The sequence below is a fragment of the Methylobacterium sp. 190mf genome (assembly GCF_900107945.1).
Lineage (GTDB): Bacteria > Pseudomonadota > Alphaproteobacteria > Rhizobiales > Beijerinckiaceae > Methylobacterium.
Genome location: NZ_FNVI01000002.1, coordinates 197,293 through 212,702 on the forward strand (window position 1 = coordinate 197,293; position 15,410 = coordinate 212,702).

At 72.2% G+C, this 15,410-nt stretch carries 16 protein-coding genes; 6 read left to right on the plus strand and 10 right to left on the minus strand.

Going from position 1 to position 15,410, the window contains the following annotated elements:
* Positions 1 to 151 precede the first annotated feature (151 nt).
* Positions 152 to 1,930: an outer membrane beta-barrel protein gene (locus C4T42_RS03445; protein ID WP_020091451.1), complete on the plus strand. Its 1,779-nt coding sequence runs from the start codon at positions 152 to 154 to the stop codon at positions 1,928 to 1,930.
* A 7-nt stretch (positions 1,931 to 1,937) separates the two neighbouring features.
* Here the strand turns inward: C4T42_RS03445 and C4T42_RS03450 are convergent, their stop codons facing one another.
* Both C4T42_RS03450 and C4T42_RS03455 read right to left on the minus strand, forming a co-directional pair.
* Entirely contained in the window at positions 1,938 to 2,642 is a 705-nt protein-coding gene (locus C4T42_RS03450; RefSeq protein WP_103984715.1) for an SDR family NAD(P)-dependent oxidoreductase, read from the minus strand.
* A gap of 58 nt (positions 2,643 to 2,700) precedes the next feature.
* Complete coding sequence (locus C4T42_RS03455) at positions 2,701 to 3,189, minus strand: nucleoside deaminase (protein WP_020091449.1); 489 nt, start codon at positions 3,187 to 3,189, stop codon at positions 2,701 to 2,703.
* Positions 3,190 to 3,335: 146 nt separating this feature from the next.
* Here C4T42_RS03455 and C4T42_RS03460 point away from each other — a divergent pair, with 146 nt between their 5' ends.
* From C4T42_RS03460 to rsmD, 4 genes are all read left to right on the plus strand, one after another.
* A complete protein-coding gene (locus tag C4T42_RS03460; RefSeq protein WP_020091448.1) occupies positions 3,336 to 3,527 on the plus strand; it encodes a CsbD family protein in 192 nt (63 codons plus the stop codon).
* Between the two features lie 77 nt (positions 3,528 to 3,604).
* Positions 3,605 to 3,781 (plus strand): DUF1328 domain-containing protein, encoded by a 177-nt coding sequence (locus tag C4T42_RS03465; protein ID WP_012317097.1) that lies wholly within the window; start codon positions 3,605 to 3,607, stop codon positions 3,779 to 3,781.
* A gap of 132 nt (positions 3,782 to 3,913) precedes the next feature.
* The gene (locus C4T42_RS03470) at positions 3,914 to 5,743 is read left to right on the plus strand and encodes a pseudouridine synthase (RefSeq protein WP_020091447.1); all 1,830 of its coding nucleotides are present in this window, start codon (positions 3,914 to 3,916) and stop codon (positions 5,741 to 5,743) included.
* On the plus strand, positions 5,740 to 6,297 hold the full coding sequence (gene rsmD, locus C4T42_RS03475) for a 16S rRNA (guanine(966)-N(2))-methyltransferase RsmD (RefSeq protein ID WP_020091446.1): 558 nt from the start codon (positions 5,740 to 5,742) through the stop codon (positions 6,295 to 6,297). The genes C4T42_RS03470 and rsmD overlap by 4 nt, the downstream gene beginning before the upstream one ends.
* A 7-nt stretch (positions 6,298 to 6,304) precedes the next feature.
* On the opposite strand, the gene C4T42_RS03480 is transcribed toward rsmD, so the two are convergent.
* From C4T42_RS03480 to C4T42_RS03495, 4 genes are all read right to left on the minus strand, one after another.
* Positions 6,305 to 6,679, minus strand: a complete 375-nt coding sequence (locus C4T42_RS03480) for a cupin (protein ID WP_020091445.1) — start codon at positions 6,677 to 6,679, stop codon at positions 6,305 to 6,307.
* 56 nt (positions 6,680 to 6,735) lie between these two features.
* Positions 6,736 to 7,176 (minus strand): helix-turn-helix transcriptional regulator, encoded by a 441-nt coding sequence (locus C4T42_RS03485; RefSeq protein WP_020091444.1) that lies wholly within the window; start codon positions 7,174 to 7,176, stop codon positions 6,736 to 6,738.
* A gap of 397 nt (positions 7,177 to 7,573) precedes the next feature.
* Positions 7,574 to 8,512, minus strand: coding sequence for an alpha/beta hydrolase (locus C4T42_RS03490; protein WP_020091443.1), 939 nt, complete (start codon positions 8,510 to 8,512; stop codon positions 7,574 to 7,576).
* Positions 8,509 to 9,048, minus strand: coding sequence for a phasin family protein (locus C4T42_RS03495; protein WP_020091442.1), 540 nt, complete (start codon positions 9,046 to 9,048; stop codon positions 8,509 to 8,511). Before C4T42_RS03495 ends, C4T42_RS03490 begins: the two co-directional genes overlap by 4 nt.
* Before the next feature lie 220 nt (positions 9,049 to 9,268).
* On the opposite strand from C4T42_RS03495, the gene C4T42_RS03500 reads away from it, so the two are divergent.
* A complete protein-coding gene (locus tag C4T42_RS03500) occupies positions 9,269 to 10,921 on the plus strand; it encodes an AMP-binding protein (protein WP_020091441.1) in 1,653 nt (550 codons plus the stop codon).
* Between the two features lie 40 nt (positions 10,922 to 10,961).
* Here C4T42_RS03500 and C4T42_RS03505 read toward each other — a convergent pair whose 3' ends face one another.
* The 4 genes from C4T42_RS03505 to C4T42_RS03520 all read right to left on the minus strand — a co-directional run bounded on the left by C4T42_RS03505 (position 10,962) and on the right by C4T42_RS03520 (position 15,394).
* Positions 10,962 to 11,729, minus strand: coding sequence for a glucose 1-dehydrogenase (locus C4T42_RS03505; RefSeq protein WP_020091440.1), 768 nt, complete (start codon positions 11,727 to 11,729; stop codon positions 10,962 to 10,964).
* Positions 11,730 to 11,904: 175 nt separating this feature from the next.
* Complete coding sequence (mutL, locus tag C4T42_RS03510; protein WP_020091439.1) at positions 11,905 to 13,851, minus strand: DNA mismatch repair endonuclease MutL; 1,947 nt, start codon at positions 13,849 to 13,851, stop codon at positions 11,905 to 11,907.
* Positions 13,852 to 13,909: 58 nt separating this feature from the next.
* Positions 13,910 to 14,263 (minus strand): hypothetical protein, encoded by a 354-nt coding sequence (locus C4T42_RS03515; protein ID WP_020091438.1) that lies wholly within the window; start codon positions 14,261 to 14,263, stop codon positions 13,910 to 13,912.
* Between the two features lie 144 nt (positions 14,264 to 14,407).
* Positions 14,408 to 15,394 carry a branched-chain amino acid ABC transporter permease gene (locus C4T42_RS03520; protein WP_020091437.1) on the minus strand — a complete coding sequence of 329 codons (987 nt, stop codon included), beginning with the start codon at positions 15,392 to 15,394 and terminating at the stop codon, positions 14,408 to 14,410.
* Positions 15,395 to 15,410 lie beyond the last annotated feature (16 nt).

The window sequence follows — 15,410 nt, forward strand, 5'->3', positions numbered from 1 at the left end:
GGCATTAACCACGTCGCCGCTAGGGTTCGTTAACCATACCGGCACTGTTCCGGGGTGGTGTGACCTGCAATCTCCGCGCTCTGGTGCCGGGGACTTTGGCGGAGACCGGGATCAGGTGCGGACGGCGGCTGACCGGTGGGAACGGCGGAGGATGCGGCTCGCCGCCGCGGCGCTCGGCGTCACGCTCGCGGCACCGGCGGCAGCCCAGCGGTTCGACGCGACCAGCCCGGTTACCGGCCAGCCCGACAATCCCGGCATCGGCCAGGACACGGGCCCGAATGGCCTGCCCACACTCAAGCGCACGATCCCGGACGGCCTGAGCCGCGACCAGAATCGCGGGGCGCTCGGCGGCGACGCGGCGGGCGGCGAGCAGACCGGCGGTGACAGCCTTCGGTCGCCGCTCTCGCCCCCCGCGCAGACGCAGATCCCGGGTCAGCCCGGCGTGTCCCAGCTCAGCACCCGCGTCACCACAGGGGGACGGCGCACCGGCGGATCTTCGACGGCACCGGCCAATCTCGCGCCGTCGACTCTCCTGCGCACGCGCGCCGCTCCGCCGCGGCGGATCGGCTCGGCGACGCGGCGGGTCACTCAGGACGTCACGCAGATCCCGCCGCCGGCGCTGCGGCTGACGCCGGTGGTCCAGCAGGCGGTCGTCGGGGTCCCGAACCCGCAGGTCGTGACGCCGATCCGGCCGATCCTCCCGTTCCAGTCGATCGCGCCGGCCCTCGGCCTCCTGACCCCGGGCTTCATCCTCGGCACCGACCTAGCGCGCGCGATCCCCACCGATCCGGCCTACGCGCCGATCGGCTATCAGGTCGGCACCTTCACGGTCCTGCCCACCTTCGCCCAGAGCGTCGGCTACGATTCGAACCCGGACCAGACCACCCGCCAGATCGCCAAGGGCTCGGTCGCGCTGCGCACCGACGCCACGGTCGACTTCCGGAGCAACTGGTCCTCCAGCTCGCTGCAGGGCTCGCTCCGGGGCTCGTACCTCGAGACCCCGCAGAACGAGGCCGCGAGCCGCCCCGCGGCAGACGGCGTGGTCCGGCTGCGCATCGACGCCAACCGGGACCTGCGCATCGACGCGGAGGGGCGGTTCCTGGTGGACACGCAGCGCACGTCGAGCGCCAACCTCCAGGCTGCCACCGCCACGACACGGCCGCTCCTGGCCGTCTACGGCGGTTCGCTCGGGGCGACGGAGACGTTCAACCGCCTGTCGGTCACCCTGCGCGGGTCCGTCGACCGCTCCGAGTTCGACAATGCGCGTTTGGCGGACGGGACGATCGTCAATCAGTCCGACCGCAACCTGAACCAGTACAGCCTGCAGCTGCGCACGGCCTACGAGATCAACCCGGATTTCAGCCCGTTCATCGACCTGCTCGGCGACACGCGCGTCTACGACCGCCGCTTCGACGCGACGGGCGTCCGGCGCGACTCGGACGGCATCGCGGTCGCCTTCGGGACGAGCATCGGCCTCGCGCGCTCGGTGACGGGCGAGATCTCCGCCGGCATCCAGCATCGGACCTACGTCGATCCGAGCCTGCGCGACATCAACGCGCCGTTGCTCAACGCGGCCCTGGTCTGGGCGGCGAGTCCGCTCACGACCGTCCGTCTCACCGCCGCGACCGGCGTCACCGAGACGACGATCCCGGGCTCCAGCGGCGTGCTCACCGAGGTCGCGACGCTCGAGGTGCAGCACGACCTGCTGCGCAACCTCTCGATCGTCCTCGGCGGATCGTATCTCCGGAACGACTACCAGAGCAGCAGCATCCGTGAGAACGGGTTCTCGGCGACCGCGCGGCTCGACTACCACTTCACCCGCTGGCTGACCCTGCGCGGCACGTACATCTATCAGAAGTTCGACAGCACGGTCGCCGGGTCCAGCTTCCGGGAGAACACCTTCCTGCTCGGCCTGCGCGTGAATCCCTGAGGCGGCCTCAGAACCGCTCCGTCCAGGGACGCAGTTCCAGTTCGGAGGTCCAGGCGCTCCGATCCTGGCGCAGGAGGTCGCGATAGGCCCTGGCGATGGCGTCGGGATCGAGATGGCTGTCGGGGGCCTCCGGCGGCTCGCCGCCGCGGGCCGGATTGCGGATGGCGCCGTCGATCACGATGTGCGCGACGTGGATCCCGTGGGGCTGCAATTCCCGGGCGAGGCTCTGACCCAGTCCTCGCAGCGCGAACTTCCCCATCGCGAACGGGGCCGATCCCGCGAAGCCCTTCACGCTCGCCGAGGCGCCGGTGAGCAGGATCGCGCCGTGGCGATGCGGCAGCATGCGGCGCGCCGCGGCCTGCGCCACGAGGAAACCACCGTACGCGGACACCATCAGCGCCTGGGCGACCGCGTCCGGGTCGAGATCGGCGACCGGGCCGCGGAGACGACCGCTCGCGTTGTAGACGACGACGTCCGGCGGACCGCTGAGCGCCGGCTCCAGGCGGGCGAACAGCGCTTCGACCTCAGCGGGCTGGCTGGCGTCGCAGGCATGGACAGCCGCGCCCGTCTCCGCCGCCAGTGCGGCGAGCTTGTCGACGTTCCGGGCGGCGAGGCCGATCGTCATGCCGTCGGCGGCGAGCAGGCGCGCGAGCGATGCGCTGAGGCCGGCGCCCGCCCCGACGATCAGGGCTCTGGAATAGGTCGGGATCATCCTCTCCTCCTCTGCTGACCCGCCCAGGGCCGATGGGAACCTGTACGCCCGCCCCGCGTCAGTCGCGGCGCTGCGCGAAGAACGCCCGGAGCAGATCGGCCGCCTCGCGCTCGCGGAACCCGCCGTAGACCTCCGGCACGTGGTGGCAGGTCGGCTGATCGAAGACGCGCGGCCCGTGCTCGACCCCACCCCCCTTCGGATCGGCCGCGCCGTAGTAGAGTCGCCGGATGCGCGCGAAGGATATCGCGCCCGCGCACATCGGGCACGGCTCCAGGGTGACGTAGAGATCGCAGCCGACGAGGCGCTCGGTGCCGAGGGCCGCGCAGGCCGCGCGGATCGCCAGGATCTCGGCGTGCGCCGTCGGGTCGTGCAATTCGCGCGGCCGATTATGCGCCACCGCCAGGATGACCCCGTCCCGGACCACCGCGGCGCCGACCGGGACCTCCCCGGCAGCGGCCGCGGCGCGGGCGGCCGCGAAAGCGTGATCGAGCGCGGTCAGCGGTCCGGACGTTTCCGCCCGTGCCGGATGGATCGGATCGGCAGCCAAGCTGTTCTCATCCCACTGACGCGACGGGCCCGGGGCGGCGGGCTGGCCTGACCCAAGTCAATGTTAAGGCCTGGAACATTCCGCCGACCGTGACCGTTTCAGGAACCAGTGCGGCGCCGCCGCAGATCGAACAAGAGGACAACGCCATGAGCAGCACCACCGACAAGATCAAGGGCGTCGCCAACGAGGCCGTCGGCAAGGCCAAGCAGGGCATCGGCGACGTGACCGGTAACGACAAGCTCAAGGCCGAAGGTGCCGCCCAGGAACTCAAGGGCAAGGCCCAGGGCACCGTCGGCGACGCCAAGAGCGCGGTGAAGTCCGCCACCGACAAGCTCTGATCGTCGAGCGCGACCGGAACGGAACCCGCCTCGGGCGGGTTCCAGAACTGAACCGACCCGAAGAACGCGAGGATGCCATGATCGGCTGGGCTGTCACGTTTCTCGTCGTCGCTCTCGTGGCGGCGCTCCTCGGTTTCGGCGGCATAGCCGGCACGGCGATGGAGGCGGCCAAGATCGTCTTCTTCGTGGCGATCGCGCTGTTCCTGATCTCCGCCGTGTTCGGCGTGATGCGCGGGCGCTCGCCGAGACTCTGACGAATGCGGGTCTTCGACCCGCCATCCAAGTCTTCGAGGCGGTCTCGACGGGCCGCCTCTTCGCGTTGAGGCGACTCGCACCGGTGCACAACCCGTCTCGCCTGTCGGAACCGGCTCTGATAAGCGGCAGGCATGAGCGACTTGCCGAACGACGATAAGCCGGAGGGGACCGCCCGTCCGGCCCCCGAGTCAGCGCGCACCGAGAGTTGGGCACCGCCCACCGATGCGGGCCGTGCCGATGCCGACACCGAGCGGCCTGCCAGTTCTGCCGCGAAGAAGACGGCGCGGAAGGCCAAGCCGCAGCCCGCCCCGCAGGCGGAGCCTCTGCCAGAGCCGCAGCCGGAGCCAGGCCCCGAAGCGTCCGCGGACGCCGAAGCCCTGATCGAGACGCCGCCCGGCGAGCGCATCGCGAAGGCGATGGCACGGGCCGGCGTCGCCTCGCGGCGCGACGCCGAGACGATGATCCTGGCCGGACGCGTCAGCGTCAACGGCGAGACGCTGACATCCCCGGCCCGCAATGTCACCGAGAACGACCGGATCCTGATCGACGGCGAGCCGATGCCGTCGCGGGAGCGCAGCCGCCTGTGGATCTTCCACAAGCCGCGGGGCGTGGTGACGACCGCCCGGGACCCGGAGGGCCGCCAGACGGTGTTCGACGTGCTCCCGGAGGATCTGCCCCGGGTCGTGGCGGTCGGACGGCTCGACATCAACACCGAGGGGTTGCTGCTGCTCACCAATGACGGCGGGCTCGCCAAGGTGATCGCGCATCCCGACACGGGCTGGCTGCGCCGCTACCGAGTCCGCGCCCACGGCGACACCGATCAGGCGCAGCTCGACCGGCTGTCCAAGGGCGTCACCATCGACGGGATGGAGTACGGCCCCGTCGAGGCGACCCTCGACCGCGTGCAGGGCGATAACGTCTGGCTGACGCTCGGCCTGCGCGAGGGCAAGAACCGAGAGGTCAAGCGCATCCTCGAGCATCTCGGACTGTCGGTGAACCGGCTGATCCGGCTCTCCTTCGGGCCCTTCCAGCTCGGCGACCTGGAGGTCGGCCTGGTCGAGGAGGTGCGGACCCGCGTCCTCAAGGATCAGCTCGGCAAGAGCCTCGCCGAGCAGGCCGGCGTGGATTTCGACAGTCCGGTCCGCGAGCCGATCTCGCCGTTCGGTGGCACCCGCCCGGCGGATCGGGACGCCCAATCGGCGCAGCCGGCATCTTCCCGGCGCAATGCCGCGCGTCCCGCGCCGGCGCCGCGCGTCTCGACCGGGGGCACCGGTCCCGGACCGCGCAACTCCGCGTGGCGCGACGAGAACGCGGCCAAGCCGCGGGGGACGCGCATTCCCCGGCGCGGCGCGGATCCCCGGGCCGCGCAGGCGGCCGCGGCAGAACGCGGCCGCGAGCGCGTCGGCTCGATCCGAGCCGGCGACCGCCGGGTCGTCGTCGAGCGCCTGTCCGCAACGCCGGCGGAGCCCGAGCCCGTCGCCAAGCCGAAGCGCCGCTTCGCCGACCGGGGGATGCCGGAGCGGCAGGAGCGCCCCGCCGGTCGGCGCGATGAGCGCCGCGGCGATGAGCGCCCGCGCCGCGAGAGCGCGCGGAGCGAGGCTCCGCGGGACGAGCGGCGATTCGACGAGCGCGGCGGCAAGCCCGGGGGCCGGCGCGACCGACCGTTCGACGCCGGGCCGGCGGAGGGCGCGTCGCGGAAGCCAGGCGGCTTCCGCGGCCAGAAGCCCGCTGCCGCCGGGGGCAAGCCCGCGTTCGGTGGCCCGAAGACCGGGGGTGCGCGTCCCGGCGGAAGCCGCCCCGGTGGCAAGCCCGGCGGTTTCGCCGGCAAGGGGACTGGCCAGGGTCGGCGCAACGGACCAGCGGGCGGGTCGGACACGGGCGGTCGTCCTGGTGCTCGTCCCGGTGCGCCGCGCGGGGGCGCCAAGCCCGGCGGCGGCCGGCCGCCGCGCGGGACGCGGTGAGGATCGTCGGCGGCGCGTGGCGCGGCCGCAGGCTCGCCACGCCGCGCACCGACGCCATTCGGCCGACATCGGACCGCCTGCGGGAATCGTTGTTCAACGTGCTCGCCCACGCCTACGACGACGCCGTCGCCGGCGTCCGGGTCCTCGACCTGTTCGCCGGTACGGGTGCCCTCGGCTTCGAGGCGCTCTCGCGGGGCGCCGCCTACGCCCTCCTCGTCGACGAGGGCGCCGAGGCGCGCGCGGTGATCCGCGAGAACATCGAGGCCCTGGGTGCCGAAGGCGTGACGCGCCTGTTTCGGCGGGACGCGACCCGTCTCGGCCCGGCCTCCACGTCGGGCACCTTCTCGCTGGTCTTCTGCGATCCGCCCTACGGCCGTGATCTCGCGCCGCGCGCCCTGAAAAGCGCCGCCGAGGGCGCCTGGCTGGCGCCCGGGGCTCTCATCGTCGTCGAGGAGGTCGAGGCCGCGCAGGTCGTGTGGCCGGCCGGCTTCGCGGAACTGGAGCGGCGCGTCTACGGGGATACGGCCGTGGCGATCGCCCGATTCGCCGCCTGAATCGTGCTTAGTCCCGATCGCGCGAAGCCGGATCCGTAGCGCCGACTTGAGACCCGAAATGGATCGCCAGCCAGACGGTGGGTGAGTCGGTCCACTCCACCCGGTGCCGACGATGCGGCGCGATCAGCACGGCGTCACCCGCGACGAGGCGACGGGCCCCGGCCTCGTCGGCGAACCGAAGGTCGGCCGCGCCCGTCAGGATGGCGACCCACTCGGTATCCGGCTGGTCGTAGTAGAATCCCGGCGGGCTCGCCTGACCGGTCGAGACGATGCGCTCCACCCGCAGGCCCGGCTCGGAGACCAGGACCGACACGATCTCGTCGTCCGCCCGGAGCGGCAGGTCGGCGAGCAGGTGGGTCACGCGCGTCGGGAGAGAGTCCATGATCCCGCCTGCAGGGACCGCACGGCGCCGGATTGGCGCCGGGCAAGGCCCGGATGTCAGGAGTTGCGCAGAGCGCCGCCCGCCTGCGGTGCCGCGCCGTCCGACGTCTTGGTCTGACCGATCCGCGCCGCGGATTTGACGAGGGAGAGCACGTCGCGGCGCATCTGATCGTCAGCGATCTGATTGTAGGCCCGGAGCAGTTCGACGGCGCCGGCGACGCGCAGCAGCGCGGGACCGCTATCCGTCGTCGCCTCGGGCTCGGGCTCGAAGAAGCTCGAGACCGGAACGCCGAGCCGCTCGGCGATCGCCTGCAGGCGGCCGGCACCGACACGGTTCTTGCCGGTCTCGTACTTCTGGACCTGCTGGAAGCTGACGCCCAGCGCGCTGGCCAGCGCGGACTGGCTCAGTCCATTCGCCGCCCGAAGGAACGCGATGCGGCTGCCGACCCCGTGATCGATGGCTGTGGTCTGCTTCGGCTTGGGGGTTGGGTTCGCCATAGTGGGTAGTCCGGATGTTCTTGCTGTCTGCAGGCTTGCTCGCCCGGATCCAGGGCGCCAATCACAACCGACAGGTGCAACATTGCGCGGCCAAGATCCAGACCTGACATCTGTTAGTGCCACAGGTCAGCCGCGCGTGCAACGAATGGTTACGCTCTCGAAATCTTAGGTCCGGAAGACCGCAATTTGGGCCCTCCAGTGCCCGCCGCGAGAACAACTCAAATACCGGGCCCGATCAAATATAAGTGAGCGAGTTCAGCTAAAAATTCACTCTCGAACACTGCCGGGCGATATCGGGTTGCCTGCGCCGCGTTGGGCCCGGCGGGCCGATCCCAGTGAAATCCGTACGACAGCAAACGGTCGACTCAGGGCTCGGTGGCGCGCGCCGGCGACGGAATCACGCCGCCGGGCCGAGCCAATCGAGGACGATTCGCAACTGGTCGTCGTCGAGCAACGCGGGCGCGTGGCCGCAATCGGGAATCTCGACGCGGCGCGTCGGCGGTCCCCGGCGCGTCATCTCGTCGGCCGTCGAGGCGAGGAGGAGTTCCGAGTGCTCGCCGCGGAGCAGCAGGACCGGACAGGTGATCGCGTCCCAGTCGCGCCACATGCTCACGCTGTAGACGCGGCCCGGTCGGAAGGCGTCTCCGATGCCGGGATCGTAGTGGGGCCGCCAGCCGCCGTTGGGCTCCTGGAAGAAGCTGTGCTTGGCGATGTGGCGCCACTGCTCGTCGGTGAGCGGCCCGAACGCGCCCAGCACCGTGCGCAGACGCGATTCGCCCGAGGCGAGGTTATGGTGCAGCCGGGGCGCGTCCCGCAGGCGCGACCCGATCTCGCGGATGGGCGCCCAGGGCAGGAACGGGCCGATATCGTTGATCACCATCCGGCGGATCGGGGTGCGGGCGGCCGCGGCCAGGACCATGCCGGTCAGGCCGCCGAGAGACGTGCCCACCCAGTCGATCTTCCCGGGGACCCGGAGATGGGCGATGAGCGCGGCCATGTCGGCGGCGTATTGCGGCAGGCCGTAGAGTTCCGGGTCCTTCAGCCATCCGCTGAGGCCGCGCCCGGGCAGGTCCGGGCAGATCACCCGGTACCCGAGCTTCGCGAGGCGATAGCCGAGGGCGTCGAAATCGCGGCCCTGGCGGCTGAGACCGTGGACGCAGACGACGACGTGCGGGCTGTCCGGGTCACCCCATTCCACGTAGGCGATGCGGTGGAAGTCGTGGGGCGCGTAGGCCTGGAAATGGCCGGTCCGGAACGGCACGTCGGCGCGGCTCAGGTCGTCGAGCCGCGGCGTCGCCTCAGGTCCGGGAACGGGCGCCGCGGTGCCGGCCGTCACGGGGTCTCCGTGCGCGCGGCGGCCTCGCGGGCGAGACGGCCGGTCGTCTGATGGAGGTCGACCATCTGGTCGGTCAGCCGGCGCGCCTGCTCCTGCAGGAACGCGATGTTCAGCGCCGCGACCTCGCGGGCATCTGCCGCCTTGGCGACGCGGTCCGCGAAGTCGAGGCTCGCGCGGACATTGGTGTCGGAGGCCACGAGGATCCGGTGGCCGATCTCGCGCATCGCCGCCATGGCGTGGACGGCGTTGTCCTCGAACGCGTTGTAGAGCCGGGCGCCGGCGGCGTCCCACTGCTCGCGCACCCGGCGGGCGCCGGCCACGTTGCTGTCGGTGAGTTGGTGCGCGGTCTCGCGGCTGGAGCCCATCACCGCGCGCCAGCCCTCGAAGCTCTGCGCCATCGAGGCCTCGAAGGCGTTCAGCGCCATCTCGCCCGCCTCGGCGAAGCGCTCGTACGCCTCGCGCGCCCGGGCGACGCTGCCCTCCACCGCGGCGCGGCCGGTCTCCCCGGAGATCGCCGGCAGGTTGTCGTTCCCCACAATCGTCTCCCGCAGATGGGCCGGTCGCACGCGGTCCCGACGGCGCGTCGCTGGAATACGGGCATCCGCCAGGGGCGATCTCCCGTCAACAGGGCCCTGTAACAGAATCCGCGCGCGGCCCACATTGTCACGGTGGCCGCGATTGACAGGCACGACGGCGGCGAAATCTTCGTCGCGCGGAGCGCACGCCACGCCCGCCGCCCGATCAGAAGGCTGCACGATGACGGACACCCGTCCGACCCAGACCGAGGTCCGCGAGACGGGCTCTCATCCGTTCGAGGCCGGGCTCGCGCGCCGGCCGGCCAACTACGTCCCGCTGACCCCCGCCAGCCTGCTGGCGCGGGCCGCCGCCGCGGCGGGCGGGCGGATCGCCGTAATCGACGGCCACCGCCGGCTCACCTACGCGGACCTCTACGCGCGTTGCCGGCGCCTCGCCGCGGGCCTCGCGGCCCGGGGGGTCGGGCCACTCGACACCGTGGCGATCCTGGCGCCGAACGTCCCGGAGATGATCGAGGCGCACTTCGCCGTGCCGATGCTCGGCGCGGTGCTGAACCCGCTGAATACGCGCCTCGACGCGGCGACGATCGCGTTCTCGCTGCGGCACGGGGGCGCCCGGGCGCTCCTCGTCGAGGCCGAGTACGCCGCGCTGGCCGCGCGGGCGCTCGCGGAACTCGCCGAGCCGGTCCTCGTCGTGGTGATCGGCGCGACCGGGATCGACGGGGCCCTGCCCTACGAGGATCTGCTGGCCGAGGGCGATCCGGACTACGCCTGGCACGGCCCGGAGGACGAGTGGCAGTCGCTCTGCCTGCTCTACACGTCGGGGACGACCGGCGATCCCAAAGGCGCCGTCTACAGCCATCGCGGCGGCTATCTCCAGGCGCTCGGCAACGCCGTCACGTTCGGCCTGACCGGCGAGAGCGTGTATCTTTGGACGCTGCCGATGTTCCACTGCAGCGGTTGGTCCTACCCATGGGCGAGTGTCGCCGCCTGCGCCACGCAGGTCTGCCTGCGCAAGGTCGAGCCAGCGGCGATCTTCAGGCTGATCGCCGAGCACGGGGTGACGCATCTGTGCGGCGCCCCGATCGTCCTCTCGATGATCGCGCACGCGCCGGCGCAGGACCGTGTGCCGTTCCCCCAGCGCGTGCGCTGCGCGGTCGGCGGCGCGGCGCCGTCCTCGACGATCATCCGCACCATGGAGGAGCTCGGCTTCCAGGTGACGCATCTCTACGGCGCCACCGAGAGCTACGGCCCCGCGACGGTCTGTCTGGCGCAGCCGGACTGGACCGATCTCCCCGACACCGAGCGACACGCCCGCATGGCCCGCCAGGGCGTGCCGCTGGCCACGCTCGAGGCGGTGAGCGTCGCCGACGTCGCGAGCGACGCGCCGGTGCCGCGGGACGGCACGACGGTCGGCGAGATCCGCCTGCGCGGAAACACGGTGATGAAGGGCTACCTCGGCAACCCGGGCGCGACCGAGGAGGCCCTCGCCGGCGGCTGGTACCGGACCGGCGACCTCGCGGTCTGGCATCCCGACGGGTCGGTGGAGATCAAGGACCGGGCGAAGGACATCATCATCTCGGGCGGCGAGAACATCTCCAGCCTGGAGGTGGAGGAGGTGCTGATGCGCCATCCCGCCGTGATGCTGGCGGCCGTCGTGGCGCGGCCGGATCCGACCTGGGGCGAGAGCCCCTGCGCGTTCCTGGAGGTGAAGCCCGGCGCAGCGGTGCCGAGCGACCAGGAGTTGATCGCGTTCTGTCGCGAGCACATGGCGCGGTTCAAGGTGCCGAAGACGGTGGTGTTCGGGCCGCTGCCGAAGACCTCGACCGGCAAGATTCAGAAATTCGTCCTGCGCGAGCAGGCGCGGACCCTCTGACCCGCGCCGGTCCCGTGACGGGAGCCGTTTCGGGCGACCACTACAGGCCGGAGACGAGGTGGCCGCCGTCGACCGCCAGGACGCTGCCGGTCATGTAGGCGCCGGCCTCCGAGGCCAGGAGCAGGAGCGGCCCGTCGAGTTCGGCGGCCTCGCCCAGCCGGCGCTGCGGAATGCGCCTGATCAGCGCCCGGCCGGCATCGGACTCGAAGAAGGCGTCGTTGAGCTCGGTCTTGATGTAGCCCGGCGCGAGGGCGTTCACCCGGATCCCGTAGCGGGCCCACTCGAGCGCGAGGCTCTTGGTGAGCTGGACAACCGCCGCCTTCGAGGTGGCGTAGGGCGCGAGCCCGCCGGTGACCCGCAGCCCGAGGATCGACGCGATGTTGACGATGCTGCCGCCCGCCCCGTGCCGGACCATGCGCCGGCCGGTGGCCTGGGCGACCTGCCAGACGCCTTTGAGATTCGTGTCGAGCACCGCGTCCCAGTCGGATTCCGCGAGGTCGAGGGCCGGCTTCGTCGCCGTCACGCCGGCATTGTTCACCAGCACCGCCACCGGTCCGAAGCGCTCTTCGGCGGCGTCGAGCGCCCGCTCAACGCTCGCGGCGTCGGTGACGTCCATCACGACGGCGTGGGCCTCACCGCCCGCCGCCGCGACGCGATCGACGGTCTCGGCGAGGGCGTTGGCCCGGCGGGCGCCGAGCGACAGGCGCGCGCCTGCGCGGGCCAGGGTCCCGGCGAAATGGCGGCCGAGGCCGCTGGAGGCCCCGGTGACGAGAACGTGGCGGCCAGCGAGGTCGAACGGATTCGCCATCTCAGCGGGCCGCGGCGACGCTCGGCAGGGCGACCCGGAACGCGCCGGTGATGACGAAATCGGTCATGGCTCTGCGCTTCCCCTGCACGCGCCGCCAGTCTTCAGGCCGCGGCGCCGGACCCTGTTGTGGACCGGCTCCGCCGGGTCCGCCAGCCGGCACGGAGCCCCTGCCCGCTCATCGGCGGCCGAACAGCCGCTCGATGTCAGCGAGCTTCAGTTCGATCGAGGTCGGGCGACCGTGGTTGCACTGTCCGGAATTGGGCGTCGCCTCCATCTCGCGCAGCAGGGCGTTCATCTCCTCCGGCCGCAGGCGACGCCCAGCGCGGATCGAGCCGTGGCAGCTCATGCGCGACAGGATCGCGTCGAGACGTCGCCCGAGCGGGCCGCCCTCCGTCGCCGGGACGCCGCCCTCCTCGTCGCCGCTGGCCTCCAGGGCGTCGAGGATGTCGGTGACGAGGTTGCGCGTCGAGGCTCCGATCAGCGCCGCCGGCACCTCCCGCACGAGCACCGCTCCGGGCCCGAAGGCCTCGATGGTGAGGCCCAGCCGGTCGAGATCGGGAGCGGCCGCGACGAGCCGGTCGGCCTCCTCGGGGCTCATCTCGACCACGTCCGGGATCAGGAGGCCCTGCCGGGCGATGCCGCCTGCCTCCCGCTCGGCCTTCATCCGCTCGTAGACGAGGCGCTCGTGGGCGGCGTGCTGGTCGACGATCACGAGGCCGTCGCGGGTCTGGGCGAGGATGTAGGTCTCGTGGATCTGCGCGCGGGCGGCCCCCAGCGGATGATCGAGCGCCTCCACAGCGTCGGCGGCAACGCGGGTGTCGGCCTGGGGCGGGGCCGCCACGGCTTCGGGCTCGGGCCCGGCCCAGACGGCCTGAGCGGCCTCGCCGAAGCCGGGCGGCTCGACCTGCGCCGGCTGCGGCGCCGGCCTCCACGCCGCCGAGGAACGGTAGCCGGGCGGCGCTGCCACCGAGGGTGCACCGCTCGGGAACGGGCCCGGCCGCGTCGGCCGGAACAGGCTCGGCGCGGTGGCGCCGCTGTGGGTGGCGAGCGGCGCCCCGGCCGGGCGCAGGGCGTCGAGGGTCCGCGCGGCGCCGGTGGTGGCCGAGCGGGCGCCGCCGCGGCGCAGGGCGTCGTGGATCGCGCTCACGATCAGCGCCCGCACGAGGCCCGGCTCGCGGAAGCGCACCTCGGTCTTGGCCGGGTGGACGTTCACGTCGACGAGGCCGGGGTCGCACGCGACGGCGAGGCCGAGAACCGGGTGCCGGTCGGAGGCCAGCGTGTCGGCGTAGGCGCCGCGGATCGCCCCGAGCAGGAGCCGGTCGCGCACGGGGCGGCCGTTGACCGCGAGGTGGATATGGGTCGCCGCACCGCGATGGTAGGTCGGCAGGCCGACATGGCCCGTCACCGCGAAGCCCTCCCGGGCCAGGGAAACCGGCAGGGCGTTGGCGAGGAAGTCCTGTCCCAGCACCGCCGCGAGCCGGCGCAGCTCCGCCTCGGCCCCGGTCTCGGCCGGCAGGACCAGGGGCTGGCCGGAATCGGCCCGCAGGGTGAAGCGGATGCCCGGCTGCGTCGCGGCGAGGCGGCGCAGCGTCTCGGCGATGGCGGCGTTCTCGGCCCGGTCCGATTTCAGGAACTTGAGCCGCGCCGGCGTGGCGGCGAAGAGCTCGGTCACCTCGATCCGGGTGCCGCGCTGGGCCGGGGCCGGACGGACCTGCCCCTTCATCCCCGCGTCGACGGTGAGGCTCGCCCCCGCCTCGGCCTCCGGCGTGCGGGTGACGATGGCGAGCCGCGACACCGCGCCGATCGACGGCAGGGCCTCGCCGCGGAATCCCAGGGTGTCGATCGCCGTGAGGTCGCCGCCCGGGAGCTTGGAGGTGGCGTGCCGTTCGACCGCGAGGTCGAGATCGTCCGGCGTCATGCCGCGGCCGTCGTCGACGACCCGGATCAACCGGCGCCCCCCGGCCTCGACGGTGACCTCGATCGCCCGGGCCCCGGCATCGATCGCGTTCTCGACCAGCTCCTTAACGGCCGAGGCCGGGCGCTCGACCACTTCGCCCGCGGCGATGCGATCGACGAGGACGGGGTCGAGGCGGCGGACGGACGGCGCGGACAGGGAGGACATCGGCGCGTAGGATAGTCCCTGCGCGGCGGCGATCCAATTGGCCGGTCGTGCCGACCCGTCAGGCGCGGCGCTTCGACCCGCCCAGGGAGATGCGGCCGGCGCCCCCGCGCGGTCCGTGGCTCGCCGCCGCCACGGGACGGCGGGACAGGTCGTAGAGGACGTTCCCGACGAGGCCCGCGGTCCGCCGGAGGGTCGGGCCCTCGCAGGTCGCCGCGACGCGGACGCCGATCGCGTGGGTGTGACTGCGGCCGTAGAGCCAGACGGCGAGCCGGGCGCGCGTCGCCTCCGGGATCCCGTCGAGCAGAAGCGCGGCCCCGTCCGGGTCGGCCTTGATCAGGCGGCCGACCACGTCCGGTGCGACCGGGCAGTCGAGGGCCGGGTCGTCGATGCTGAGCGTTCGGTCCTGGGTCATGGTGGCCCTGACAGCGTGGAGCCGTCAGCGTGGGCAGTCTTGGTTAACGAAAGCTCACCACAAGTCGCAGCCCCGATCCGCCATTGCAGGTCGCGACGGGGGCGTTGCCGCGATGCAACCGCCACCCGCCCCGGATCCCGCGTCCTAGAGCGGCCGTCGGATCAGCCGGGCGATCAGGCCGACGATGCCCTCGCGGAACAGCAGCACGCAGAGCACGAAGACGCAGCCCTGGATGATCGTCACCCAGGCACCGAACTGCGCCAGATAGGTCTCCATCGTGACGATCACCAGCGCGCCGACGATCGGCCCGAACACCGTCCCCATGCCGCCGACGAGCGTCATCAGCACCACTTCGCCGGACATCGACCAGTGCACGTCGGTGAGCGAGGCGAGCTGGAAGACGATCGCCTTGGTGGAGCCCGCGAGCCCGGCGAGCGTCGCCGAGAGCACGAACACCGCGAGCTTGTACTGGCTGGCGCGGTAGCCGAGCGAGATCGCCCTCGGCTCGTTGTCGCGGATTGCCTTCAGCACCTGCCCGAAGGGCGAGTGGATGATCCGGTAGATCAGCAGCATCCCGGCCATGAACACGACGGCCACGACGGCGTACATCACCCGGTCGTCGGCGAGGCTGATCGCGCCGAACAGGTTGCCGCGCGGCACCGCCTGGATGCCGTCCTCGCCGCCGGTGAACTTCGCCTGCAGGGAGAAGAAGAACACCATCTGGGCGAGCGCCAGGGTGATCATCGAGAAGTAGATGCCCTGCCGGCGGATCGCCAGGGCGCCGAAGACCAGACCCAGCAGGGCGGCCGTGACCGTGCCGGCGAGGATCGCGAGCTCGGGCGTGAAACCCAGGCTCTTGGCCGTGTACGCGCAGAGGTAGCTCGCCATGCCGAAATAGGCGGCGTGGCCGAAGGAGAGCAGGCCGCCGTAGCCGAGCAGGAGGTTGAAGGCGAGCGCGAACAGCGCGAAGCACAGCACCTTCATCAGGTAGACGGGGTACAGGACGAGCGGTGCCACGACGAGCAGCACCGCGATGCCCACGAAGATGAGGCGGTGGAGCGCCTTGTCGTCCCGACTCGTCGGCACGGCGGCGGCGATCGGGGCGGCGTCGAGGGCGGCGGTGTCGGCCATGGGGGTGCCTCAGATC

Bases quoted from the DNA above. Each gene is read 5' to 3' on its own strand.
- C4T42_RS03445 (WP_020091451.1), top strand. From the start codon at position 152: ATGCGGCTCGCCGCCGCGGCGCTCGGCGTCACGCTCGCGGCACCGGCG.
- C4T42_RS03450 (WP_103984715.1), bottom strand. From the start codon at position 2,642: ATGATCCCGACCTATTCCAGAGCCCTGATCGTCGGGGCGGGCGCCGGC.
- C4T42_RS03460 (WP_020091448.1), top strand. From the start codon at position 3,336: ATGAGCAGCACCACCGACAAGATCAAGGGCGTCGCCAACGAGGCCGTC.
- C4T42_RS03465 (WP_012317097.1), top strand. From the start codon at position 3,605: ATGATCGGCTGGGCTGTCACGTTTCTCGTCGTCGCTCTCGTGGCGGCG.
- C4T42_RS03470 (WP_020091447.1), top strand. From the start codon at position 3,914: ATGAGCGACTTGCCGAACGACGATAAGCCGGAGGGGACCGCCCGTCCG.
- C4T42_RS03480 (WP_020091445.1), bottom strand. From the start codon at position 6,679: ATGGACTCTCTCCCGACGCGCGTGACCCACCTGCTCGCCGACCTGCCG.
- C4T42_RS03485 (WP_020091444.1), bottom strand. From the start codon at position 7,176: ATGGCGAACCCAACCCCCAAGCCGAAGCAGACCACAGCCATCGATCAC.
- C4T42_RS03500 (WP_020091441.1), top strand. From the start codon at position 9,269: ATGACGGACACCCGTCCGACCCAGACCGAGGTCCGCGAGACGGGCTCT.
- C4T42_RS03505 (WP_020091440.1), bottom strand. From the start codon at position 11,729: ATGGCGAATCCGTTCGACCTCGCTGGCCGCCACGTTCTCGTCACCGGG.
- mutL (WP_020091439.1), bottom strand. From the start codon at position 13,851: ATGTCCTCCCTGTCCGCGCCGTCCGTCCGCCGCCTCGACCCCGTCCTC.
- C4T42_RS03515 (WP_020091438.1), bottom strand. From the start codon at position 14,263: ATGACCCAGGACCGAACGCTCAGCATCGACGACCCGGCCCTCGACTGC.
- C4T42_RS03520 (WP_020091437.1), bottom strand. From the start codon at position 15,394: ATGGCCGACACCGCCGCCCTCGACGCCGCCCCGATCGCCGCCGCCGTG.